19 protein-coding genes and 3 pseudogenes are annotated in these 22,539 nt (G+C 70.5%); 13 read left to right on the top strand and 9 right to left on the bottom strand.

Annotation, left to right across the window (positions count from 1 at the left end; genetic code table 11):
• The first annotated feature begins 83 nt into the window (after window positions 1–83).
• The gene (locus AB0912_RS31810) at window positions 84–1,667 is read left to right on the top strand and encodes a succinic semialdehyde dehydrogenase (protein WP_366706021.1); all 1,584 of its coding nucleotides are present in this window, start codon (window positions 84–86) and stop codon (window positions 1,665–1,667) included.
• An 87-nt stretch (window positions 1,668–1,754) separates the two neighbouring features.
• A complete protein-coding gene (locus AB0912_RS31805; protein ID WP_366706015.1) occupies window positions 1,755–3,578 on the top strand; it encodes a GMC family oxidoreductase in 1,824 nt (607 codons plus the stop codon).
• Between the two features lie 117 nt (window positions 3,579–3,695).
• Here the strand turns inward: AB0912_RS31805 and AB0912_RS31800 are convergent, their stop codons facing one another.
• Window positions 3,696–4,742, bottom strand: a complete 1,047-nt coding sequence (locus AB0912_RS31800; RefSeq protein ID WP_366706013.1) for an LPXTG cell wall anchor domain-containing protein — start codon at window positions 4,740–4,742, stop codon at window positions 3,696–3,698.
• Between the two features lie 250 nt (window positions 4,743–4,992).
• Here AB0912_RS31800 and AB0912_RS31795 point away from each other — a divergent pair, with 250 nt between their 5' ends.
• Together AB0912_RS31795 and AB0912_RS31790 are read left to right on the top strand one after the other, a co-directional pair.
• On the top strand, window positions 4,993–5,403 hold the full coding sequence (locus AB0912_RS31795; protein ID WP_366706011.1) for a hypothetical protein: 411 nt from the start codon (window positions 4,993–4,995) through the stop codon (window positions 5,401–5,403).
• Window positions 5,404–5,560: 157 nt separating this feature from the next.
• Window positions 5,561–5,762, top strand: a pseudogene (locus tag AB0912_RS31790) (transposase); the annotation flags it as partial.
• Window positions 5,763–6,201: 439 nt separating this feature from the next.
• Here the strand turns inward: AB0912_RS31790 and AB0912_RS31785 are convergent.
• The 3 genes and pseudogenes from AB0912_RS31785 to AB0912_RS31775 all read right to left on the bottom strand — a co-directional run bounded on the left by AB0912_RS31785 (window position 6,202) and on the right by AB0912_RS31775 (window position 9,588).
• Window positions 6,202–7,020 carry a methyltransferase domain-containing protein gene (locus AB0912_RS31785; RefSeq protein WP_366706009.1) on the bottom strand — a complete coding sequence of 273 codons (819 nt, stop codon included), beginning with the start codon at window positions 7,018–7,020 and terminating at the stop codon, window positions 6,202–6,204.
• Window positions 7,021–7,847: 827 nt separating this feature from the next.
• Window positions 7,848–8,074: pseudogene (locus tag AB0912_RS31780) on the bottom strand (IS5/IS1182 family transposase); the annotation flags it as partial.
• Between the two features lie 1,199 nt (window positions 8,075–9,273).
• Complete coding sequence (locus tag AB0912_RS31775; protein WP_366706007.1) at window positions 9,274–9,588, bottom strand: chorismate mutase; 315 nt, start codon at window positions 9,586–9,588, stop codon at window positions 9,274–9,276.
• A gap of 327 nt (window positions 9,589–9,915) precedes the next feature.
• Between AB0912_RS31775 and guaA the strand changes: the two genes are divergently transcribed.
• Window positions 9,916–11,496 carry a glutamine-hydrolyzing GMP synthase gene (guaA, locus tag AB0912_RS31770; protein WP_366706005.1) on the top strand — a complete coding sequence of 527 codons (1,581 nt, stop codon included), beginning with the start codon at window positions 9,916–9,918 and terminating at the stop codon, window positions 11,494–11,496.
• A gap of 60 nt (window positions 11,497–11,556) precedes the next feature.
• Here the strand turns inward: guaA and AB0912_RS31765 are convergent, their stop codons facing one another.
• The gene (locus AB0912_RS31765; protein ID WP_366706003.1) at window positions 11,557–12,027 is read right to left on the bottom strand and encodes a pyridoxamine 5'-phosphate oxidase family protein; all 471 of its coding nucleotides are present in this window, start codon (window positions 12,025–12,027) and stop codon (window positions 11,557–11,559) included.
• 173 nt (window positions 12,028–12,200) lie between these two features.
• Between AB0912_RS31765 and AB0912_RS31760 the strand changes: the two genes are divergently transcribed.
• The 3 genes from AB0912_RS31760 to AB0912_RS31750 all read left to right on the top strand — a co-directional run bounded on the left by AB0912_RS31760 (window position 12,201) and on the right by AB0912_RS31750 (window position 14,774).
• The gene (locus AB0912_RS31760) at window positions 12,201–12,995 is read left to right on the top strand and encodes a class II aldolase/adducin family protein (RefSeq protein ID WP_366706019.1); all 795 of its coding nucleotides are present in this window, start codon (window positions 12,201–12,203) and stop codon (window positions 12,993–12,995) included.
• A 205-nt stretch (window positions 12,996–13,200) separates the two neighbouring features.
• Entirely contained in the window at window positions 13,201–13,356 is a 156-nt protein-coding gene (locus AB0912_RS31755; protein WP_366706001.1) for a hypothetical protein, read from the top strand.
• Window positions 13,356–14,774, top strand: coding sequence for a glycosyltransferase (locus tag AB0912_RS31750; RefSeq protein WP_366705999.1), 1,419 nt, complete (start codon window positions 13,356–13,358; stop codon window positions 14,772–14,774). Before AB0912_RS31755 ends, AB0912_RS31750 begins: the two co-directional genes overlap by 1 nt.
• 102 nt (window positions 14,775–14,876) lie before the next feature.
• Here AB0912_RS31750 and AB0912_RS31745 read toward each other — a convergent pair whose 3' ends face one another.
• A complete protein-coding gene (locus tag AB0912_RS31745; RefSeq protein WP_366705997.1) occupies window positions 14,877–15,761 on the bottom strand; it encodes a DUF4429 domain-containing protein in 885 nt (294 codons plus the stop codon).
• Between the two features lie 312 nt (window positions 15,762–16,073).
• On the opposite strand from AB0912_RS31745, the gene AB0912_RS31740 reads away from it, so the two are divergent.
• Complete coding sequence (locus AB0912_RS31740) at window positions 16,074–16,604, top strand: DoxX family protein (protein ID WP_366705995.1); 531 nt, start codon at window positions 16,074–16,076, stop codon at window positions 16,602–16,604.
• A 26-nt stretch (window positions 16,605–16,630) separates the two neighbouring features.
• On the opposite strand, the gene AB0912_RS31735 is transcribed toward AB0912_RS31740, so the two are convergent.
• Window positions 16,631–16,861: a hypothetical protein gene (locus AB0912_RS31735; RefSeq protein ID WP_366705993.1), complete on the bottom strand. Its 231-nt coding sequence runs from the start codon at window positions 16,859–16,861 to the stop codon at window positions 16,631–16,633.
• Entirely contained in the window at window positions 16,848–18,236 is a 1,389-nt protein-coding gene (locus tag AB0912_RS31730; protein WP_366705991.1) for a PspC domain-containing protein, read from the bottom strand. The genes AB0912_RS31735 and AB0912_RS31730 overlap by 14 nt, the downstream gene beginning before the upstream one ends.
• Window positions 18,237–18,378: 142 nt before the next feature.
• Between AB0912_RS31730 and AB0912_RS31725 the strand changes: the two genes are divergently transcribed.
• On the top strand, window positions 18,379–19,716 hold the full coding sequence (locus AB0912_RS31725; protein WP_366705989.1) for a PspC domain-containing protein: 1,338 nt from the start codon (window positions 18,379–18,381) through the stop codon (window positions 19,714–19,716).
• Entirely contained in the window at window positions 19,713–20,534 is an 822-nt protein-coding gene (locus AB0912_RS31720) for a response regulator transcription factor (protein WP_366705987.1), read from the top strand. Before AB0912_RS31725 ends, AB0912_RS31720 begins: the two co-directional genes overlap by 4 nt.
• Here the strand turns inward: AB0912_RS31720 and AB0912_RS31715 are convergent.
• Entirely contained in the window at window positions 20,512–20,976 is a 465-nt protein-coding gene (locus AB0912_RS31715) for an ATP-binding protein (protein WP_366706017.1), read from the bottom strand. The two genes, AB0912_RS31720 and AB0912_RS31715, sit on opposite strands and share 23 nt — an antisense overlap.
• Here AB0912_RS31715 and AB0912_RS31710 point away from each other — a divergent pair.
• Together AB0912_RS31710 and AB0912_RS31705 are read left to right on the top strand one after the other, a co-directional pair.
• Window positions 20,965–21,980, top strand: a pseudogene (locus tag AB0912_RS31710) (helix-turn-helix transcriptional regulator). The gene AB0912_RS31715 and the pseudogene AB0912_RS31710 sit on opposite strands and share 12 nt — an antisense overlap.
• Window positions 21,977–22,285, top strand: coding sequence for a DUF397 domain-containing protein (locus AB0912_RS31705; RefSeq protein ID WP_366705985.1), 309 nt, complete (start codon window positions 21,977–21,979; stop codon window positions 22,283–22,285). The pseudogene AB0912_RS31710 and the gene AB0912_RS31705 overlap by 4 nt, the downstream one beginning before the upstream one ends.
• Window positions 22,286–22,539 lie beyond the last annotated feature (254 nt).

Here is a 22,539-nt window from a genome sequence, read left to right as displayed (position 1 = left end):
GCCGCGTCTGAACGACGGCGCGGCGGATCTGCGCCACCGAGCACGGTTCGCCGTGTTCACGCAGCAGCGTGCTGACGACGTCGATGTCGAACCCCCTCGCGCCCGCCCCCCTCGGGGCGCGGACCGCCGCCGACGTCGTCACGCCCGAGCTGGTCGCGCAGCTCACCAAGGGGGTCGTCGGCTCCGGGCGGACCGTGAACCACACGCCGTTCACCGGGGAGAAGCTGGCCGACCTGCCCGAGTCCACGCCCGAGGACGTCGAGGAGGCCTTCGAGCGGGCCCGGACCGCGCAGGCCGCCTGGGGCGCCACCCCCGTCCGGGAGCGCGCCGCCGTCCTGCTGCGCTTCCACGACCTCGTGCTCGCCCGCCAGGCCGAGGTGCTGGACCTCATCCAGCTGGAGACCGGCAAGGCCCGGCTGCACGCGCACGAAGAGGTCCAGGCCGTCGTGGTCGCCGCCCGGCACTACGGCCGCAAGGCCCCCGCCTATCTGCGGCCCAAGCGGCACACCGGCGCCGTCCCCACCCTCACCAAGGTCACCGAACTGCGGCACCCGCGCGGTGTCGTCGGGCAGATCGCGCCCTGGAACTATCCGCTGGAGCTGTCGGTCGGCGACGCGCTGCCCGCCTTCGTCGCGGGCAACGCGGTGGTCATGAAGCCCGACACCGAGACCTGCCTGACCGCCCTGTGGGCGCGCGATCTGCTCATCGAGGCCGGGCTGCCCGCCGAGGTCTTCCAGGTCGTCCTCGGGGACGGTCCGGTCGTCGGACCCGAGGTCGTCCGGCACGCCGACTACGTCTCGTTCACCGGGTCGACCCGCACCGGCCGCGAGGTCGCCCAGGGCGCCGCCGCCCGGCTCGTCGGGGTCTCCCTCGAACTCGGCGGCAAGAACGCCATGGTGGTCCTGGAGGACGCCGACATCGAGAAGGCGGCGGCCGGTGCCGTCCGGGCCTGCTTCTCCTCCGCCGGCCAACTCTGCATCTCCATCGAGCGGTTGTACGTCCACGAGTCGGTCGCCGACGCCTTCGCGGAGCGGTTCGCCGCCCGCACCCGCGCCATGCGCCTCGGCACCTCCCTCGCGTACGGGGCCGACATGGGATCGCTGGTCGGCGAGCGCCAGCTGGAGACGGTGCGGCGGCATGTCGAGGAGGCCGTCGCCAAGGGCGCCACGGTCCTCGCCGGCGGGGTCGCCCGCCCCGACATCGGCCCGTACTTCTTCGAGCCCACCATCCTCGACGGGGTCGAGGCCCCGATGGCCGTGTGCGCCGAGGAGACCTTCGGACCCGTCGTCTCCCTGTACCGCTTCTCGACCGAGGACGAGGTCGTCGAACGCGCCAACGCCACGCCGTACGGGCTCAACTCGTCGGTCTGGACGAAGGACGGCCGGCGCGGGCGCGCGCTCGCGGCACGGCTGCGCACCGGCACGGTCAACGTCAACGAGGGCTACGCGCCCGCGTACGGCAGCGTCCAGTCGCCCATGGGCGGCATGAAGGACTCCGGCCTGGGCCGCCGGCACGGCTCCGAGGGCATCCTCAAGTACACCGAGGCGCAGACCGTCGCCCACCAGCGTCTGCTGCCGATGGCCCCGTCCCTCGGCATGGACGACGAGAAGTACGCGGCGTTCATGAACCGGAGTCTGAAGGTCATGAAGGTGCTCCGGCTGCGCTAGGCCCCTTTCCGCCCCCCTTCCGTCCTACGCGTCCCGCGTGTCCCGCGTGTCCCGCGTCCCAACGGTTCTCGACGAGGAGAGCAGCACGTGTCACAGGAGAACTCTGTCCAGGAACAGCCGGACGCGGCAGCGGACGGCGGACCGGGAACGTACGACTACGACGTCCTGGTCGTCGGCTCCGGCTTCGGCGGCTCCGTCACCGCGCTGCGGCTGACGGAGAAGGGGTACCGCGTCGGCGTCCTCGAAGCGGGCCGCCGTTTCACCCGCGAGGCGCTGCCCAAGAACTCCTGGGACATCAAGAACTACCTCTGGGCCCCGCGGCTCGGCATGTACGGCATCCAGCGCATCCATCTGCTGGGCAACGTGATGGTCCTCGCGGGCGCCGGGGTGGGCGGCGGTTCCCTGAACTACGCCAACACCCTCTACGTGCCGCCGAAGCCGTTCTTCGAGGACCCGCAGTGGAAGGACATCACCGACTGGGAGGAGGAGTTGACGCCGTACTACGACCAGGCCCGGCGCATGCTCGGCGTGCGGCTCAACCCGACGATGACGCCTTCCGACGTGCACCTCAAGGCGGCGGCCGAGCGGATGGGCGTCGGTGACAGCTTCCATCTGGCGCCGGTCGGCGTGTTCTTCGGCGACGGGCAGGACGCGGACGGAGCGGCGAAGGCGGCGGCGGGCCAGGAGGTCGCCGACCCGTACTTCGGCGGCGCGGGCCCGGCGCGCAAGGCCTGCACCGAGTGCGGCGAGTGCATGACCGGCTGCCGGCACGGCGCGAAGAACACCCTCAACGAGAACTACCTCTACCTCGCGGAGAAGGCCGGCGCCGTCGTCCACCCCATGACGACGGTGGTCTCCGTGACGGACGACTCGCGGGGCGGGTACGCCGTCCAGACCCTTCCGACGGACGAGCGGCGCAAGGGCGAGGGCCGGACGTTCACCGCGCGCCGGGTCGTCCTCGCCGCCGGCACCTACGGCACACAGACCCTGCTGCACCGGATGAAGGCGGGCGGACAGCTCCCGTATCTCTCGAAGCGGCTCGGCGAGCTGACCCGGACCAACTCCGAGGCGCTGGTGGGCGCGCAGACCGACGACCGCCGCTACCGCAGACTGCACGGCGGGAAGGCCGACTTCACCCGGGGTGTCGCGATCACGTCCTCGATCCACCCGGACGAGAACACGCACATCGAGCCGGTCCGCTACGGCCGGGGCTCCAACGCGATGGGCGGCCTGTCCATCCTCCAAGTCCCCTACGCCGAGGGCTCGTCGAGGGTCGCGGGCTGGTTCGCCAACGCGGCCCGGCATCCGCTGCTCGTCCTCAGGTCGCTGTCCAACCGGCGCTGGTCCGAGCGCACGATCATCGGCCTCGTCATGCAGTCGCTCGACAACTCCCTGACGACGTATCTGAAGCCGAAGGGCGCCGGAAAGGGCCTGTTGACGGCCCGTCAGGGCCATGGCGCGCCCAACCCCAAGCAGATCAGGGCGGCTTCGCAGGCCGCGACCACCCTCGCGGAGGAGATCAACGGCTTCGCGGGCAGCAACGTCGGCGAGCTGATGGGCACGCCGCTCACCGCGCACTTCCTGGGCGGCTGTCCGATCGGGGCCAGTGCGCGGGACGGGGTGATCGACCCCTACCACCGGCTCTACGGTCACCCGGGGATCTCCGTGGTGGACGGTTCGGCCGTCTCCGCGAACCTCGGCGTCAACCCGTCCCTCACCATCACCGCGCAGGCCGAGCGGGCCATGTCGTTCTGGCCCAACAAGGGCGAGGCCGACCCGCGTCCCGCGCAGGGCGCCGCCTACGAACGCCTCAAGGCGGTCGAGCCGGCGCGACCGGCGGTGCCCGCCGACGCGTTCGGCGCGCTGCGGCTCCCGTTCCTGGGCATGCCGGCGATGCCCCCGAAGCCGTAACTCCGGCCGCTGGTACGGCCGCCCCAAGCACACGCGAAGAAGGACCTGCGCCCCCCTCCGAGCGCAGGTCCTTCTCCTCGTACGGGCTGATGCCCGCGTCAGTGACGCCTGTTGGCGTCAGGCCGCCGCGTCCCCGGACCTGCGGCGGCGGACGACGACCAGCGCGCCGGCGCCGGCGACGACCGCGATACCGCCGGCCAGGGCGATCGCCGGCAGGGCGGAGGACGAGCCCGTCTCGGCGAGCGAGCCGGTGGCCGCCACCTTCCTGACGTCCTTGATCTCCTTCGCGCCACCGGTCTGCGGCTTGGCGTCCGAGGGGTCGCCCGCGTCGGAACCGGCGGCCAGGATCGCGAACTCGTAGATCCAGCCGTTCGGGTCGTCCGCGATCCAGCAGCCCGCGTCGTCCGCGTACTGGGCGAAGCCCGCGGTGATGCCGATGGCGTCCGGCACCTTGCCGCTGACCTTCAGCCGGAGCTGGTACGAGGTCGAGCCGCCCGCCTTCAGGGTGAACGGCGTGAACGTGCCGCCCTCGCCCGCCGCGCCCGCGACCTCCTTCCAGGAACCGGAGGCCTTGTCGAGGACCTGGACGGTGATGCCGCCCGAGTAGTCCTTCGCGTCCCAGCCCGCCGCCGCGACACCGATGAGCGGCGTGATGTCCGCGATGGTGCGGTCGCCGTGGTTGGCGACGTTGTACTTGAAGCCGGTCCAGCCGCTGCCCGCGACGATCCGCTGGGGCAGGCCCGTGAGGCTGCTGGTGAGGTCGGCGCTCAGCTCGCTGACGTCGTCGCCGTTCTCGTCGAGGCAGATGTCCGCCGGGCCGCTCTCGCTCGCACTCGCGCTCGGGGACGCCGAGGGCGAGGCCGACACGGACGCCGAGGCGGAGGCCGACTCCGATGCCGAGGCGGAGGCCGACTCGGACGCCGACGCGCTGGAGCCGCCACTCGAATCGGTCGCCGTCGCCGTCGCCGAGACGGACGCGCTGTCCGTCGGCTCCGGGCTCGTCTCGGCCGGGCTTGCGGAGTCGGACTCCGACGGCGAAGCCGACACGCTCGCGCTCGCCGACGGGTCGTCGTCGGCGAACGCGGCCGGGGCGACCGACAGCAGGGCGAGCGGGGCTATGACGGCCGTCGCGGCCGCCGTGGCCAGAGCACGGCGAATCTTCATGAAGACCTCGGAGGTCCGGTGCGCGAGGACACGAGGCGCACGGGTGGCTGGTACGGGCGAGGCCTCCGCTGTGGGGCGCGGGTGTGGCCGTTGGTTCAGCAGGTGTGACCGGCGGGACCCGTGAAGGGTTGTCCGGAACCTCACAGAATTCTTATGTGGGCTGGGTCACATCTCGGGCGCCGGGTGGAGGCGAGGGCGGGTGCCGGGTGGGCGCGAGGGCGGGTGGGCTGACCATCAATGGACGGGCGGGTTGGATCAGGCCGACATCGACCTGACCCGCCGAAAGCTGGCTCGCCATCTCCGTCTCTCCGGCGCTCCGGTCCCACCTCCGGTATTCCGCCCACCATCTCCGGCATTCCGCCACCATCCACCCGATGACGCCACGTCCGCGTGGTTCACCGCGCCCGGCAGCCGTGGCTTCTTGCTCCTTTTGGCGTTTCTACACCTCGTGATGGTGCTGGTTATCGCGGCCACCTCGGCCTTAGCGGGTAACTGCGAGCGTCCTCAGGCGCGAGGTGTGGGGATATACGGGGTTCTGATCCGTTTTTCTGCCGTGCTGCGCGAGTTCGCTACTTCAGGGCCGCTCACCGTCTTTGCGGCCACGCTGCTGACAGTTCCGGTCGGCACCTTGATCACGGCGTTGCTGGTGAAGCCGTGGTAGTCGACCGCTACGTCCTCTGCGCCGTGGCTGGACTCGCGCTGCTCGCCGGCGCCGGTCTGGGCACGGGGATCCAGTACCGTCGCCGCCTCGTACGCTCATGGCAGGCGGCCATCGCGGTTCTGTCAGTGAGTATCGTGAACGTGGATGTGCCCCGGCTCGTCAGGTGTTGGCCGGTCTGCCGATGCGGCGGGCCGCCGACGGGCGCCCGGTCCTGCCGGTCGACGCTGGCGGCTGGCTCCGCTCCGACGCACCGACCAGCGCGGACCCCCCTGTTCTGCCATGGGTGCCGGCTCCTGGACGTTGTCCGTCTCCGCCCCGGTGGCGACGTCGCCGGGGCCACCGCCACCCACCTCCGCCGCTTCCAGTGACTACCGGCTCCAACGGCTCCGGTAGTTGCCGTTCGCGTTCTCGCGACGATAAAGGAAGGCGATCGGACGTTCATGGAAGGGTGGACGGGCAGGATCTCGGAAACCGTCTCGGACCGCCGGGTTGCGAAGAGACCGTGGTCGTGTGGGCGTTCGAGCTCGACATCGCCATCGGATACGGGCGACTGCGTCGCCCGTATCCGATTTCAGCGCCCGAGCTCGAAGCCTTGGTTGCAGAGTGAACTCAGGCCGACGAGCAGCGAGGAGCTCGATTTGCTGGGTGGGATGCACGACCGCGCCCGCGAGCTGTCCAGCACTGAAGCCGGCATCCCGTGCCACCTACTGCCGGGTCGCGGCACGCTTCTGGGGCACCACCCGCTTGTGAGAGGAAGTCACCAATCCAATGACGCGCAGGGTTTGGTGACGCTTGCGGTCACTGGTCCTTCGAGCATTCCGCAATCGCTATGATGTGCTGTGACATACCTAGAACGCTGGGTTCTTCCTCGATGCGGCGCTGCGTATCAATAATCTGCTGCCGGCGCTGCGGGTCGACCATACGCTCACCGATGTCTCCGAGGAGCTTCGCCGGGCCTTCCACGCCCACGAGCGCACGCAAAGTGAGGCCAGCAGTCCGGACTTCATTGGCCAGTTCGTCGGGAGTGTGGAAGTAAGCGGTAGTCCACAGTCGCTCGTCGTCGCCGGGATTGTGGTATTCACCCGAGCGAAGTTGCTTGTCTGTCGCCTCTGCGACACCCGGCATGCGCAGCTTGTTCGCCGCGAGCGTTGCCCAGCCGAGGTAGAAGCGGGATACAGCGGCGGTGATGATCACGCCACCTGGCCGTACACAGCGGCGAGCCTCTCTCCAGGCTTGCAGGCGATCATCTGCCCTGACCAGGTGGTACATGGGACCTAGCAGAAGCGCAGCATCATATTCCCCATCGACCGGGAGATCTCGTGCATCTCCGCAGAGGGCTTTGCAGGAAGCCCAGGTATGCTTTTCAAAGGCTTCGGTTGCCTGCGAAACATGCAAAGGTACAGGATCGATCAGAGTGACGTCGTAGCCTTCTTCGGCTAGTGGAAGGGCATAGGTGGCTGGGCCGCCCCCGACGTCCAGAATAGTGGCAGGCGAGTCCGGAAGGTGCCGCGCGAGGATATCGCGGTACCGCCAGAACTGCACTGACTTGCGCGGATCCTTTAGGCGAGTTTGTTCCAGCCCTCTGTTGTAGAATTCGAGTATATCCGAGTCAATCACCAGTGCACCTCTGGGATGAGTGGGTGGGAAACGGTGTTATATGCTGGGAAGAAATTCAGGGGATGCGGAAAAGTCGGCACTGCTCAAGAAGGTCTCAGCTACCACAAGTCTTCCGTGACTTTGAAGTGACGGTTTAGGTAACTATGGCGAAGACCAGCATTGAACACCGCGTGAGTCATGCTGGCGACGCCCGTGCCCCGAAAGCGGCGTCCAAGGCAGGAGCCGAAGTCGACGCGCAATCAAAGCAGCCTGCCAGCTGAGATGTCGGCGAGAAAGCGTAGTCCGTTCGCGTCCGACGCGACGTTCAATTCGCCGTGACGTGGGCGGAGTCGGGGACGGCGCGGGAGTCCGGCATAAAGTAGTTCCACGATCCCCGTCCGTGCCGACTCGGCATCTGCCCCAGCATGTTGGAAACGGCCTAATTATGTGGCCTTTCTCTCCACCGGCAATCAAAGGGGAATGTTGCGGTCACGTCAACGAGCTAAGGTGTCGATGGCTGAATCGATCCACAAGAACTGGATCGGATCGGTGAGTCGAGTTGTGCCTATGACCAGGACATGGGCAAAGAAATCCTGCATACCGGATTGTTCGATTCCGGGTCATGGTTGGCCGAATGATGCGGATGATGCCTGTGGGGAAACGGAGCTTGAGGCGCTCTCGGGCGGGACCGCCAGGTAGGAATCAATGTCAGGGTGCTTGCGGTTCAAGTACCACATCAGCCAGATGCTCAGCCCACTCGCCACGAGAACCACGGGCAGAGTCGTCAAGGCCCGCATGAGGCGAGCGGTCGCGCGCGGCCGTCGCGGTGACGCGGTAGTGCTCCACGACAGGTCGTGCCGCAGATGGATCAGCGTGGCCACCAGCCGGTCGACGAAGGCCAGCTGGCGACGGGCGCCGGCTCCCACGGCCCGCTTCCTGGCCCCACCTCGTGCAGCATGGCGACGACCCTCGCCCCGGCTTGCCACGGCACCGCCAACTCCTCGACCAGACAGGCGAGATGACGCCGCGAGATCCCCGTGAACAGCCGATGCGCCAGCACCGCCCGATTGACCATGCTCGCCGCAGACGGATCATGCCACCTGCCAGGCACGACGCCTCACTCGATATCACGCACCAACTCGTAAACGCCTCGGTACAAGGCGCCCCCGGGTCTTCACCGGTCAGGCAGCCTCCAAGTGCGGGCCGCCTCCGTCAGCCGCGGTGCAGACGCAGCCGTTCCGGCTCTTCGTCCACTCAGTGCCTCGGCCGCGGCCATGCGGGGATCAGTGTCTCGTGGGCCAGGTCGACGCTCTCGTCCTTGATCGTCAATAACCGCGCGCCGAGAAATCGGCACAGACCGGGATCAGGACGCGCCGGTGACTGTCCCGCGCCCGCGCCGCAGCAGTAGATCGATGACCTCCCCGTGCTCATGGGTGCTGCGACAGAGGGTGAAGCCTTCTCTCGGCGCCCCACGAGGCTCTCTTCTCCTCGCGCCACGATGGGTGTACCTCAGGCGGCCGGCGTACTGGTGAACTCATGCGTCGGCAGGTCCTCGGCGAGCTGCCAACAGGCAGGCGAATACTGCCTTTCCCACTCTGCCCGGCCGGAACATCACCGGTCACGAGCGCCGATATGCCGATCGGCCGCGCGGTGTCCCGGCAAGCCTCAGATCCGTGCGCCCCGCCCCGGGTCCGTGTCCGCGAGGGCCGGGCCATGTCTCGTTCAGGCACGGCGAAGGGCCCCGCGGAGCGGTCTCCGCGGGGCCCTTCTTCCGTCAGCACCGACGTCAGGGCAGCGCCGGTGCCTGGAGGCGGCGCCGGGGGGGTGCGCCGCTGGTCACAGGTGGTCGCGGCGGGGGGCCGCGACCGGGATTCGGTTGTGCTCTGTTCTCTGTGCTCTGTTCTCGCTCGTGCGGATGTCCGTGGCGGCCTCCGCAACCGCCCGGCATCCCCGAACAGCTTCCGCCGGGCGGCCCCGGGCGTCCCCGGAGCCGACCGTCTTTGAGTGACCGGGCTGCTGTCCCCTGCCGTCCGGTCACACCACCTGGAGCGAGGTCCCACGACGCACGGCACGATCCGTACGTCTCATCGCTCCAGCGGAGCCACGCGTGGTTCTTTCGGGCCCGCCCCTGGCTGACACGGACACCAGGAGAAACGAAGCCCGTCGCGCCCCGGTCACGCGCCGTACGGGTGAGAGGGGATGCGTACGTGCGTGCGCCGGGTAAGGGGCGGCCCGCCCTGGACGCCGGCGGCCCGACGCCCGCCGGCGCAGCGGTCAGACCCGGCCGCGGCACAGTTGGAGGAGCGTCATGGCCAGCGAGGTGCCCGGCTTGCCGAGCGCCTCCCGGTAGTGGCCGAGGATCTCCATCTCGCGGGAGAGGTTCACCCGTCGGCCGCCCGAGGTGATCCGGGCCTCCTGGATCACCGCCGAGACGGCCATCCGTTCCTGCACGAGACCGATGATCCGGTCGTCGAGCGTGTCGATGCGCTCACGTGCGCCGGTGATCACGTCCGCCGCCTCGTCGGTGCGGGCGCCGGTCCTGTCGAGCACGTCGGTCCTGGCATCGGTCGTCGCGAGTACGTCGGTCATGGCGGGGCTCCTCGGTGGAAGGGGTGCCCCGGACCGGTCGGGCCCGGAAACGGCAGGCGCCCCGGGCCTTGTCGGCCCGGGGCGCCTGGGAAGTCGCTTGTCAGTTGCTCAAGCAGCACGACCATGGCAGCCGGTGGGCCGGTTGCCATAGGTAAACAGGAACGTCGTGTGCGTGAGCATGACGGCAGTATGCACCGGCCCCTGGACGCGGGCCAAGCCGGTTCGGATGGTGAGACCCGGGCCGTCGGAACGGGCGGCGACACGCCCACCCCGGCCCCCGGTAGAATCGCCCGTACACACCCTTTGCTCACCGCCGGAAGGCAGACCGTGCCAGAAGCGTCCCCCGCCGCCCCCGACACCGTCCTGGTCGTCGACTTCGGTGCGCAGTACGCCCAGCTCATCGCCCGTCGCGTCCGTGAGGCCCGGGTCTACAGCGAGATCGTGCCGAGCACCATGCCGGTCCCGGAGATGCTCGCCAAGAACCCGGCCGCGATCATCCTCTCCGGCGGCCCCTCGTCGGTGTACGCGGAGGGCGCCCCGCGCCTGGACCGCGAGCTGTTCGAGGCGGGCGTCCCCGTCTTCGGCATGTGCTACGGCTTCCAGCTCATGGCGACGACCCTCGGCGGCACGGTCGACAACACCGGCGCCCGCGAGTACGGCCGTACGCCCCTGCACGTCTCCAAGTCCGGCTCCACCCTGTTCGAGGGCACCCCGGACGAGCAGCCGGTGTGGATGTCGCACGGCGACGCCTGCTCCGCCGCCCCCGAGGGCTTCACCGTCACGGCGTCCACGGACGTCGTCCCGGTCGCCGCCTTCGAGAACGACGAGAAGAAGCTCTACGGCGTCCAGTACCACCCCGAGGTCATGCACTCCACGCACGGCCAGCAGGTGCTGGAGCACTTCCTGTACCGGGGCGCGGGCCTCACCCCGTCCTGGACGACCGGCAACGTCATCGACGAGCAGGTCGCCCTCATCCGCGAGCAGGTCGGCACCAAGCGCGCCATCTGCGGTCTGTCCGGCGGTGTGGACTCCGCGGTCGCCGCGGCCCTCGTGCAGAAGGCCATCGGCTCCCAGCTCACCTGCGTGTACGTCGACCACGGTCTGATGCGCCAGGGCGAGACCGAGCAGGTCGAGAAGGACTTCGTCGCCGCGACCGGCGTCCAGCTCAAGGTCGTGGACGCGGAGGAGCGCTTCCTCACCGCGCTCAAGGGCGTCTCGGACCCCGAGGAGAAGCGGAAGATCATCGGACGCGAGTTCATCCGCGTCTTCGAGCAGGCCCAGGCGGAGATCATCGCCGAGGCCGCCGAGGGCGAGGACGTCGCGTTCCTGGTGCAGGGCACGCTCTACCCGGACGTGGTCGAGTCCGGCGGCGGCACCGGCACCGCCAACATCAAGTCCCACCACAATGTGGGCGGCCTCCCCGAGGACATCGAGTTCCAGCTCGTCGAGCCGCTGCGCAAGCTGTTCAAGGACGAGGTCCGGATGGTCGGCCAGGAGCTGGGCCTGCCGGAGGAGATCGTCCAGCGCCAGCCGTTCCCCGGCCCCGGCCTCGGCATCCGTATCGTCGGCGAGGTCACCAAGGAGCGGCTCGACCTGCTCCGCGCCGCCGACGCCATCGCCCGCGAGGAGCTGACCGCCGCCGGTCTCGACCGGGACATCTGGCAGTGCCCGGTGGTCCTGCTCGCGGACGTGCGCAGCGTGGGCGTGCAGGGCGACGGCCGGACGTACGGTCACCCGATCGTGCTGCGCCCGGTCTCCAGCGAGGACGCCATGACGGCCGACTGGTCCCGGCTGCCGTACGACGTCCTGGCGAAGATCTCGACGCGCATCACGAACGAGGTCGCGGACGTCAACCGCGTCGTGCTCGACGTGACGAGCAAGCCCCCGGGCACCATCGAGTGGGAGTAGTCCTCCCTCGCGGGGGAGTGCTTCCGGGGAGTGCTTCTCCCGCGCGGGGCCGGGTGCCCCTCAGGTCCGCTTGAGCGTGCGCACCGGCGCGCCGGGCTTCCAGACCTGGAGGACGAGATACGTCTCGTCCTCCACGTAGGTCCGTGTGACCTCCGTCAACTCGGTGCGGAAGAGGTGGAACGGCTCCGGCGGTTCCACCTCTTTCCCGTACGCCGCCTTCGCCGGGTCCTCGTCGCCGACCTCGACGGCCCGGCCGCTGATCCGGACGTCGCCGCCGCCCATCTCGGTGCCGGCGCCCGGGTTCGCCTGGAGCGCGAAGCGCGGGTCGCGGCGCAGGTCGAGCGCCTTGAGCGAGTCCGGCATCATGCCGAGCCACAGCTCGCCGCCGACGAACCGGACCTCGATGCCGGAGGTACGGGGCGAGCCGTCCCGGCGGAGGGTCGCGAGGGTGTGGTGGGTGAACGCGCCGAACCGCTCCTCGGCGGTCCTGGCGAGATCGGGTTCGGCGGAGGAGAAGGCTGCCCAGTTCATGGGGCAGAGTCTGCCGCCCATACCGGACATCCTCTGTCGTCTTTACGACGGGACTTCACCGCGTCCCGTCTTTTCTCCCCCGTATGACCATCTCTCTCCGGCCACCCCTGTTCTCGTGCGCCGACCCCGGGTACCTTCCGCTGCGTACCGAACACGCCAGTGCTGGAGGACATATGCACGGGCCCACCCCGCCCCTGCCCCGCCCCACCGCCCAGCTTCGGTTCGCCATGCCGCCGATGCACGAGTCGCCGGCCGACGAACGGCAGCACCGCAAGGAGCGGCTGGCCGGCGCCCTGCGCCTGTTCGGCCGCCTCGGCTTCGAGGACGGCGTCTCCGGGCACATCACCGCACGCGACCCGGAGTACAGCGACTGCTTCTGGGTCAACCCGTTCGGCATGCCGTTCAAGCACGTCACCGTGAGCGACCTGGTCATGGCCAACCAGGACGGCCAGGTCGTCCAGGGCCGCTACCACGTCAACCAGGCCGCTTTCACCGTGCACTCCCAGGTGCACGCCGCCCGCCCCGACGTCGTCGCCGTCGCCCACTGCCACTCCACGCACGGCCGCGCGCTCGCCGCCCTCGGCGACCTGCTCGACCCGATCACCCAGGAGAGCTGCGCCTTCTACGAGGACCACGCCCTCTACGACGCCTACACCGGCGTCAACGTGGACGCGGAGGAGGGCCGCAGGATCGCGAACGCGCTCGGCAGCCGCAAGGCGCTGGTGCTGCGCAACCACGGGCTGCTGACCGTCGGGGACTCGGTGGACGCGGCGGCCTGGTGGTTCCTGTCGATGGAACGCTCCAGCCAGGTCCAGCTCACCGCGAAGGCCGCGGGCCGGCCCCTGCTCATCGACCACAAGCAGGCCGTCGCCACCCGCGAACAACTCGGCGGCGACCTCGTCGCCTGGATCAACTACCAGCCCCTCTGGCAGGACATCAGCCGCGGCGAGCCGGACTTGCTGAGCTAGCGGGCCGGGCCAACTGGCCGGCGAGCGGGGCCAACCGGGCCAGCGGGTCGGGCCTGCTGAGCTGGCTGGCCGGGTCCGCTGGGCCGGCGGGGTGCGGCCGGACGCGGTCGTGTAGCCCCCTTGGGTGCCTCGGCGGGCGGGGCGGTGCGGGGCGTGCCAGCGTGGCGAGGGCGAGCCCCGGCAGACGTCTGAGAAGGAGCACGGCGTGTATCACAACCAGTTGGCCCACACCGGAACCGGCGTTCTGATGATCGGCGGTCTGACACTGGCCGGCTGGTGGATGGTCGCCGCGGCCCTCGCCCTCGTGCTGCTCGGCACGGCGTGCGTGCGCTACGGCTTCCGCCGCGGCACCGAACTGTAGTGGCCGTTGACACGTCGGCGGCCGTGCCGCCGCCGAGCGCGGCCAGGCCGCCGGTGACGGAGGCCGTCACGGCCGTACGGCGCCCCCGCGCGCTCGTGCTGGCCTGCGCCGCCGGGCTCGGCATCGTCGCCGTCACCCTGGCGGCGTACGGGCTGCGCGCCTGGCTGACCGCCAGTGGGGTCGCGGGCGGCCTGGCCTTCTGGGCGTGGACGCCGCTGGCCGTGCTGCTGCTCGGGCAGACCGTCCTGTACCTGTGCGAGCGGCCCGCCCGGGCGGGCGAGGAGGGGCAGAAGCGGCTCGACGCCCTGCACGTCGCGGTGCTCATGCCGGTCTTCAACGAGGACAACGGCTATCTACGCGCCTCCCTGGCCTCGCTGCTGGCGCAGAGCCGGCCGCCGGACTCGGTGCACATCGTCGACGACGGCTCGGAACTGTCCCACCGTCAGGTGCGCCGCTGGTGGACGCAGGCCGCCCGCGAGCACGGCCTCGCCACCTCCTGGCAGCGCACCGCCAACCACGGCAAGCGCCACGCCCAGGTGCTCGCGGCCCGCCGCTGCCCGGACGCCGACATCCTCATCACCGTCGACTCCGACGCCCAGCTCGCCCCCGACGCCCTCCACGAGGTCCTCCAGCCCCTCGCCGACCGGCGGGTGCAGGCGGTCGCCGGTCTCGTCCTGGCCCGCAACAACCGCAACGGACTGCTGAGCCGGATCACCGACCTGTGGTACGTCACCTCGCAGATGGTCGAGCGGGCCTCCCTCTCACCCCTCGGCGGAGTGATGGTCGCCTCCGGCTCGCTGGCCGCCTACCGCGCCGACGTGCTCACCGACCACACCGAGGGCTACCTCTCGGAGACCTTCATGGGCCGTCCCGTGACCTTCTCCGACGACTCGATGCTCACCCTGTACGCGCTGGCCCGCGGCCGGGTCGTCCAGCAGCCCACGGCCGTGGTCTTCACCGCGATGCCCGAGAACGTCGGCCACCATCTGCGGCAGTACGTCCGCTGGATGCGCGGCTCCAGCCTGCGGGCCCTGTGGCGGGTGCGGTACCTTCCCGCCCACCATCCGGCACTGCTCGCGCAGGTTCTCCGGTGGTTCCAGCAACTCGCCACCACCGCATCGCTGTTGTGGCTGCTCGCCCTCCACCTACGGCCCGGTCCCGCCCCGTCCGCCGTACTTCTGATCGTGCCCCTGCTGCTGACTTGTGGCCAGACCCTCCGCTATCTCGTCCTGCGCCGCTCGGACCAGCCTCTGGCGTCCCAGCTCGCGACCTGGGCGCTCACCCCGCTCGCCATGCTCTGGTCGTGGGCCGTGCTCCGCCCCACCCGGTGGTACGGCGCCCTCACCTGCTGGAAGACCGGCTGGGGCACGCGTCAGGCGGGAGCGGAGGTGGCACTCGCGAGCGCGGCGACTTCCTGAGACGCGGCGGTTTCCTGCCGGGCCGAACACGGTCCCGGCCGGGTGCCGGGGGGCGGGGGCCGGGTGCCCGGTGCCGGGGGGCGGCGCCGCGTGGGCCGGGGCTCAGAAGTCCCGCAGAACCGCCGCCTTGGTCAGGGCGAACTCCTCGTCCGTGAGCACCCCGTCGCGGTGCAGTTCGCCCAACTCCCTCAGGCGGCGCAGCAGTACGTCGTGGTGGTCGGCGGACCGGGGCCGTACGACCGCCGTCGCCGAGGTCCCGTCCGGGAACTCGCCGGAGCGGGTCGAGGGATGCGGCAGCCGGGCGGTGACCGCCGTGGCGACCAGCGCGGTGAGCAGGTCGCGGCGGGTGCTGCCCCACAGGTCGAGGGCGTACGGGTCCTTCTCCGGCGGCAGCTTCGAGAACACCGCGTCCCGGGTCACGAAGCGCAGGAACCCGTCCTCGAAGCCGGAGTTGGGCAGCCACTCGACCTGCACGAGGTCGCCCATCGAGATGATCCTCGGCCCCGTCGCCCGCTTGACCCGGTCCGAGGTGTCCGCCCAGTCGATGCGCACCTGCGCCCCGTCGAAGGACACCGTCCCGTCGCTGGACCGCACGGACACCGGGACGGGTGGGCCCGCCAGCAGATACGCCGTCGCCGGTTCCTTCGGGATCTGGTCCAGCAGCAGCGCGCGGCGGATCTCCTCGGCGACGTACGCGGCGACCCCGGAGCGGTCCACGTCGACCGCCAGCCGGTACGGGTCCGCCGCCTCCGGCAGCCGGCCCCCGGTCGCCTGGAGCAGCGGGTCGGCGCCCTCGCGCAGCCGCAGTCTCAACCGCCCCCGCTTGCGCTCGGGTTCGTAGCCGACCCCCGCCACGGCCTCCAACGGGACGGCGACCTCCCCATACGTCTGCCGGAACAACGGCACGCTCCGGTGCAGCCCCGGAGTGATCCGCACGGTACTGCCGTCGAAAACCCAGGTCCCGTCCCGCTGGATGATCTCGGCCATGACCAAATTCTCCCAGCCGGGTCAACAGGCACCCGGCTTCGGACGAACCCGCCGGTACATCCGGTCGTCGCCGGTGGAGCAGGCGAAAATCCAGCCCCTCCGGCGTTTGAGGAGCGGGGGGCTGGGGGCGGAGCCCCCGGGGGTGGGACGGGTAGGGGCGGAGGGGGCGAAGGAAGGCTGTTGGCGGGGTGGGCGCCGGGTGGGTGATGGCGCGAGGGAGGAAAAGGTCCCCGGAGTTGAGCGGAGAAGCGACTTCGTACGTATGGTCTGTTGAGGGGTCAACTGAACGCGGGTGAGAGGCGGCGTAGAGCGATGACTCACGGTATGCGATCGGACACGCACACCCCGTACCTGGAGGAGAGGAAGAACTGGCGGGACACCGCGACCCGCTACGCCCTCCTCCCCCTACGCCTCTTCCTCGGCATCACCTTCATCTACGCCGGCATCGACAAACTCACCGACAGCACCTTCCTGAAGTCCTCGGGCTCAGGCTCGATCGGCGACCTGATGCGCACCGTCCGGGACTCCTCCGCGATCCCGGCCCTGGTCGACCTCTCCCTGAAAAGCCCCGTCGGCTTCGGCTACGCCATCGCCTTCGGCGAACTGGCCGTGGGCATCGGCACCCTGCTGGGCCTGCTGGCCCGCATCGCCGCCCTCGGCGGAGCCCTGATCTCGCTCAGCCTGTGGCTGACGGTGAGCTGGGCCTCGGACCCGTACTACTACGGGAACGACCTCGCCTACCTGATGGCCTGGCTCCCGCTGGTCCTGGCCGGTGCTTCCGTCTTCTCCGTCGACGCGGCCCTCCGCTCCCGGCGCAGGCAACGCGCCGGGAACTACAGCTAGCGCCGGGTCCTACACCTAGCGCCGCTTCAGGGAGCGGAGCCCGCTCCGCGCGGCCCCCTGTCCGCCCGGCGCCCCCGTATCGCCTGGGTCACCGACGCCACCGCCCCCGCCAGACACAGCCCCCCGACGACGACCGGGATCATCACGAACCAGGGGGCCGACCACCAGCCGGCCGCGTCCCCGGCGAACACCACGCCCGCCGCGGTGAGCGCGAGGCCCGCGACCAGTTTCCCGGGCTGGAACTCATGACGCGGCACGGGCCACCTCCGCCTGGCCCACGCCGACCTGGAGGCCGAGGTCGAACGTGCCGCCGTCCTTGGCGACCGTCTCCGGAGGGAGGGTCACGCGCGTGTGCTTGCCCGGTTCCACGTCCACGTCCTTCTTGTCGTCACCCGGCAACTGGATGTCCCCGACCCCCACCTCGATGGTGAGCCGCACGGTCGCGTCTCTGGGGACGATGACCTTCAGGTGACCCGCGCCGACCTGGGCGCTCGTCTTGACCGTCTGGCCCTTGGCGAGGTCGACGCTGCTCAGGTCGAGGGTGCCGACTCCGGTGCCCAGGTCGTAGTGCGGCCGGACGTCGGCCGCCGACACCGGTATCCAGTCGGTGCGCACCCAGTGGGTGCTGATGTCCTTGGGGAGCGCGGCGGAGGCGGCCAGCAGGCAGGCGGTCACCACGGCCAAAAAGACCGACCCCGCCCCCGTACGCCCGAGGAAGGCGCTGAGGGCGATGCCCAGGCCGAACACGACGAGCGCGGCGGCGAGACCGGCCTGAAGACTGGTGCCGAGCGCCTGGCCGTCCCAGGTGAGGCCGGTGCCGAGGCCGCCGGCGAGCAGGGCGAGGAGGAAGACCCGGCCGCCGATGCCCCGGGAGCCGCGCGGCCGGGGTCCGGGGACCGTGCGGGGACCGGTCCGCGCGGTGCCGCGGGCGATGTTGAGCGCGGCGGCCACATCCCGGTCCCGGCTCTCCACGGGGCCCCAGAGATAACCGGTGCCCCCGACGTGCGAACCGTCCTTGACGATCGGCTCGCGCCACCAGGAGGGGTACGACGCCGGGACCGGCGGGGCCTGCGCCTCCGGCGGGGCGTCGGCGGCGGCCTGCGCGGCGAGCGGGTCCGGGTCGGGGGTGTCGCGGTGCCGCGACCAGTACCCCGCGCCGGCCAGCAGCAGGGAGAGGACCACCGCGAACGTGAGCACACTGCCGTTGTTGAGCATCGACAGGAAGACGCCGCAGCCGACCAGCGCGAACAGCACGGCGGCGAGCGACTGGCCGTCCACGCGGCCGGTGAGCAGCTTGCGGACCTCGTTCTCCTCGTCGTCCTCGTACGGGATGAAGAGCCAGGCGAAACCGTAGAAGATCAGGCCGATGCCGCCGGTCGCGGAGAGCACCGCGAGGACGATCCGGAAGATCACCGGGTCCATGTCGCACTGCCGGCCGAGACCGGCGCAGACTCCGCCGATCAACTTCTGGCGGCGGTCGCGCCGGAAGCGCGCGGGGAGGTCGGACACCGCCGTCGCGCCGCCCGCTCCCCGCGCTCCTTCTTCCCCGTGCGCGCCCGTCCGAGCGCGCGGCCCGTCACCCGGCGGGGAGCCGGGGCCGGGGTCCGCCGCCGCGCGCTGCTGATCTGTCATGCGTCCATGGTGACGGGCGAAAGGCCCCGGCGGCAGTCGGGACGACCCTGGCCGAACCCTGATATCCGTCCCCGAGCGGGCGCCCGGGGACCGTTCGAGCGGCGGGGGCGGAAGATCAGGGGAGTATCGGGGGCCGACCCTGATGCCCGGGGCGGCCGGGCGTGTGACGATCGTTGGCATGCCGGAAGCCGCAGCCTTGCCCCTCGACGACCCGCGGCCCCCGCGCAAGCTCTACCGCAGCAGTGACGGACGCTGGCTCGGGGGCGTGGCGCGAGGGCTCGCCGGGCATCTCGGGCTGCCGGTCGTCTGGCTGCGGCTGATGTTCGTCGGCCTGTTCATGGCGGACGGCCTGGGCGCTCTGCTGTACGCGGCGTTCTGGTTCTTCGTGCCGCTCGGTGTCGGCGGCGTCGGCGCGGGCCGCGCCCCGGCGTTCACCACGGAGACCTCGCCGGACGGCCGCCGCAGGCTGGTGGCCCGCAAGCCGGACAAGGGCCAGATCGTCGCCCTGCTCCTCATGGTCGCGGTAGCCCTGGTCTTCGTGGGGAACGTGAATCTGGGCGGCGGCACCAAGGCCTATCTGTGGCCCACGGTCCTGGTCGGCGCGGGCGTCGCCCTGGTCTGGCGCCAGGCGGACAACGCGCGCCGCGCCCGCTGGGCGGAGGTCGGCCGCCGTCGCCGCACGCTGACGCTCGCGCGGTCCGCCGCCGGAGTCCTGCTCGTCACGGCCGGGGTCTCCGGGATATTCGTGCTCCAGGGCTCGGCGGCCCATCTCGGCTCGGTGCTTCAGGCGGCCCTCGCGGTCCTCGTCGGCATCGCCCTGCTCGCCGGCCCCTACCTCGTCCGGATGACCCAGGATCTCTCCGAGGAGCGCCTGATGCGCATCCGCGCGCAGGAGAGAGCCGAAGTCGCCGCCCACGTCCACGACTCGGTGCTGCACACCCTCACACTGATCCAGCGCAACGCGGACAACGCGGGGGAGGTCCGCCGCCTCGCCCGTGCCCAGGAGCGTGACCTGCGCGCCTGGCTCTACAAACCGGAGGGCACCGGCAAGGACGAGGACGAGGAGCCCGACACCCTGGCAGAGGCGATCAGGCACCACGCGGCGGAGGTCGAGGACAAGCACGGCGTGCCCATCGAGGTCGTCGTCGTGGGCGACTGCGTGCTCGACGAGCCTTTGACCGCGCAGATGCAGGCCGCGCGCGAGGCGATGGTGAACGCGGCCAAGTACGGTGGCGACGGCGGCCCCGTCCAGGTCTACGCCGAGGTCGAGGGGACCGCCGAAGGGACTACGGTCTTCGTGTCCGTCCGGGACCGTGGCCCCGGCTTCGACCTCGACGCGATACCCGCCGACCGCATGGGCGTCAGAGAATCGATCATCGGCCGCATGGAGCGCAACGGCGGTACGGCGCGGCTGCGTTCGGTGCCGGACGGCGGCACGGAGGTCGAGTTGCAGATGGAGAGGGCGGAGAAGACGTCATGAGCGAGGCGAACGAGCCAGTCGACGCGAGCGCGAGCGGGAACGGGAACACGGAGGCGAACGGGCCTGCCGATTCGGCCGGCAGCCAGGGCACCCAGGGCACCCAGGGCGCCGAGGGCGCTGAAGGGGCGGTCACCGAGGGGGCGGGTTCCGGGAGTGGACGCCGGGTCCGCGTGGTCCTCGTGGACGACCACCGCATGTTCCGCACGGGCGTGCAGGCCGAGATCGGGGAGACGGCGCGGACCGGCGTCGAGGTGGTCGGCGAGGCCGCGGACGTCGACCAGGCGGTCTCGGTCATCACCGCCACCCGGCCCGAGGTCGTCCTGCTGGACGTGCATCTGCCCGGCGGCGGCGGGGTCGAAGTGCTGCGCCGCTGCGCCCCGTTGATGGCCGACGCCGAGCAGCCCGTACGGTTCCTCGCGCTGTCGGTGTCGGACGCCGCGGAGGACGTCATCGGCGTGATCCGTGGCGGCGCCCGGGGCTACGTGACCAAGACGATCACGGGCACGGACCTGGTGGACTCCGTCTTCCGCGTCCAGGACGGCGACGCGGTGTTCTCGCCGCGTCTCGCCGGCTTCGTCCTGGACGCGTTCGCCTCCACCGACGCGCCGCCCGTCGACGAGGACATGGACCGGCTCACCCAGCGCGAGCGCGAGGTCCTGCGCCTCATCGCGCGCGGGTACGCGTACAAGGAGATCGCCAAGCAGCTCTTCATCTCCGTCAAGACGGTCGAGTCCCACGTCTCGGCGGTCCTGCGCAAGCTCCAGCTCTCCAACCGGCACGAGCTGACCCGTTGGGCTACGGCGAGACGGCTGGTCTGAGCCCGGCCTCCGCGTCGCCGGGCCGGCCCTCCGCCCCGCCCGGCCGGGGTTTCGTGCCGCCGCTGACCCGGTCCTCCGAGCGGAGTTCGAACCAGACCTCCTTGCCGACGCCCTTCGTCCGCCACTGCGCTCCCCACTTGTCCGCCAGCGCCGCCACCAGCGTCAGGCCCCGCCCCGACTCGTCCTCGGGTCCCACCTCGCGTGGCACCGGAAGCGTGTCCCCGGCGTCCGACACGATGACCCGCAGGCGGTCCTCGGTGAGGCGGCAGCGTGCCCAGATCTCCCGGCCGGGGGAGGACTTCGCGTGGCCGTAGGCGTTGGTCATCAGCTCGCTCAGCAGGAGTTCCGCCGTCTCCGTGACGTCCTCGGACAGCCCCCAGGACCGTGCCTGTTCGCGTAACAGGGTGCGGGCCCGGCCCACGCTCCGCGCATGACGCGGCAGGCGCCACTCGATGTCCTTCGGGAGGGCGTTGGCACAGGCGGGGGTGGGCTCTGCATGCGCGGGTCATCCCTTGCGTGGAAGCTTCGACGTTTGACGGGATCACCGTCCCGTCTCGCGCGTAACCTCTGGAGTGACGGCACGGGTACAGAGGGTGGCTGTACCCGTCGTGGACCCGGCGGAGGTGCGTGTGTCGACCGAGGTGAACAACCAGCCGCCGATCGCCTGGCGTTACTGCGGAACCAGATCAAGCTCTGGCGCATGGAGGCGGGCGTGAGCCGTGAGGAGCTGGCGCGGGAGGCGGGTTACGACTACGAGTACGTCAAGTCGATGGAGAACGGCCGGCGCAGGCCCACCTTGCGGCTGTTGCAGGTCGCGGACCAGTTGTGCAAGGCGGGAGGCAAATTGGTTGCCGCCCAGGAGTACTTGAAGCCGGAGCCGTTTCCTGCGCGGGCGCAGGAGGTCGTGGACATCGAGAAGGCTGCGATCGCCGTGCACTCATACCAACCTCTGCTCATCCCCGGCCTGTTGCAGACGGAGGAATACGCGCGAGCGTTGATCAGCGAGAGTCTGCCGCCGCTGGACGACGAGACGGTAGAGGAGCGGGTGGCCGCGCGGCTGAAGCGGCAGGAGTCACTGACCCGCCGGAAGAGCGTGGTATTCACGTTCGTCATCTACGAGGCTGCGCTCCGCACGGGGTCGGTGACGGGGTTGTCATGCGGCGGCAGTTGCACCATCTCGCTGAGGTTGCCGCGCTGCGGAATGTGTCGATTCAGGTCTTGCTCGCGGGGCGCGGCTACGGCGTGGCTCTGAATGGCCCCGTCGTGCTGCTGGAGACAGCCGACCACGACCACTACGCCTTCGTCGAGGGACCGGAGACGGGTGCGCTGTACGCCGATCCCTACAAGGTCAGTGCACTGACGCAGGCGCATGGCATGATCCGCATGCACGCCCTCAGCATTGAGGAGTCGGCGGTGTTCATCGGAAAGGTGGCGGAGGGACTGTGACCGAGCGTCTGGCGTGGTTCAAGTCCAGTTACAGCGACAGCCAGGGCAGCAACTGCCTTGAAGTCGCCCTCGACTGGTTCAAGTCGAGCTACAGCGACAGCCAGGGTGGCGAATGCCTCGAAGTCGCCCTCGACTGGCACAAGTCGAGCTACAGCGACGACCAGGGCGGCGACTGCGTAGAAGTCGCCCCCTGCCCCCACACCGTGCACGTCCGGGACTCGAAGCTCGGGGATCGGAGTCCTCGGTTCGAGGTCGCCGGGGAGTCGTGGACCGAGTTCGTCGCGTACGCCTCGCACGAGGCCTGAGTCCCGAGACCCAAGCTCCGAGAGCCAAGCCCCGGGACCCGAGCGGCGTTTGCAGGGAATGGGTGGTGGGCCCAACCCACCCTCCCACCTTCCCGAGCCGCGCCGCGCGCCCGCCGGTCCCAACCCCCGCCGCACGCAGCCGACATGACTTTTCGTGATCGGCTTGCAACGCCACGTCGTCACCCTCTAGCGTTCGCGACAACAAACAACCCCGGTCGGGTGCTACCAACACCCGCCGGGGTCTCACCGCAAGA

This window comes from Streptomyces sp. NPDC007084, from assembly GCF_040703595.1.
In the GTDB taxonomy this organism is placed as follows: domain Bacteria; phylum Actinomycetota; class Actinomycetes; order Streptomycetales; family Streptomycetaceae; genus Streptomyces.
The sequence above is the reverse complement of the archived record's forward strand: the minus strand, read 5'-3'. Positions and strand labels throughout refer to the sequence as shown.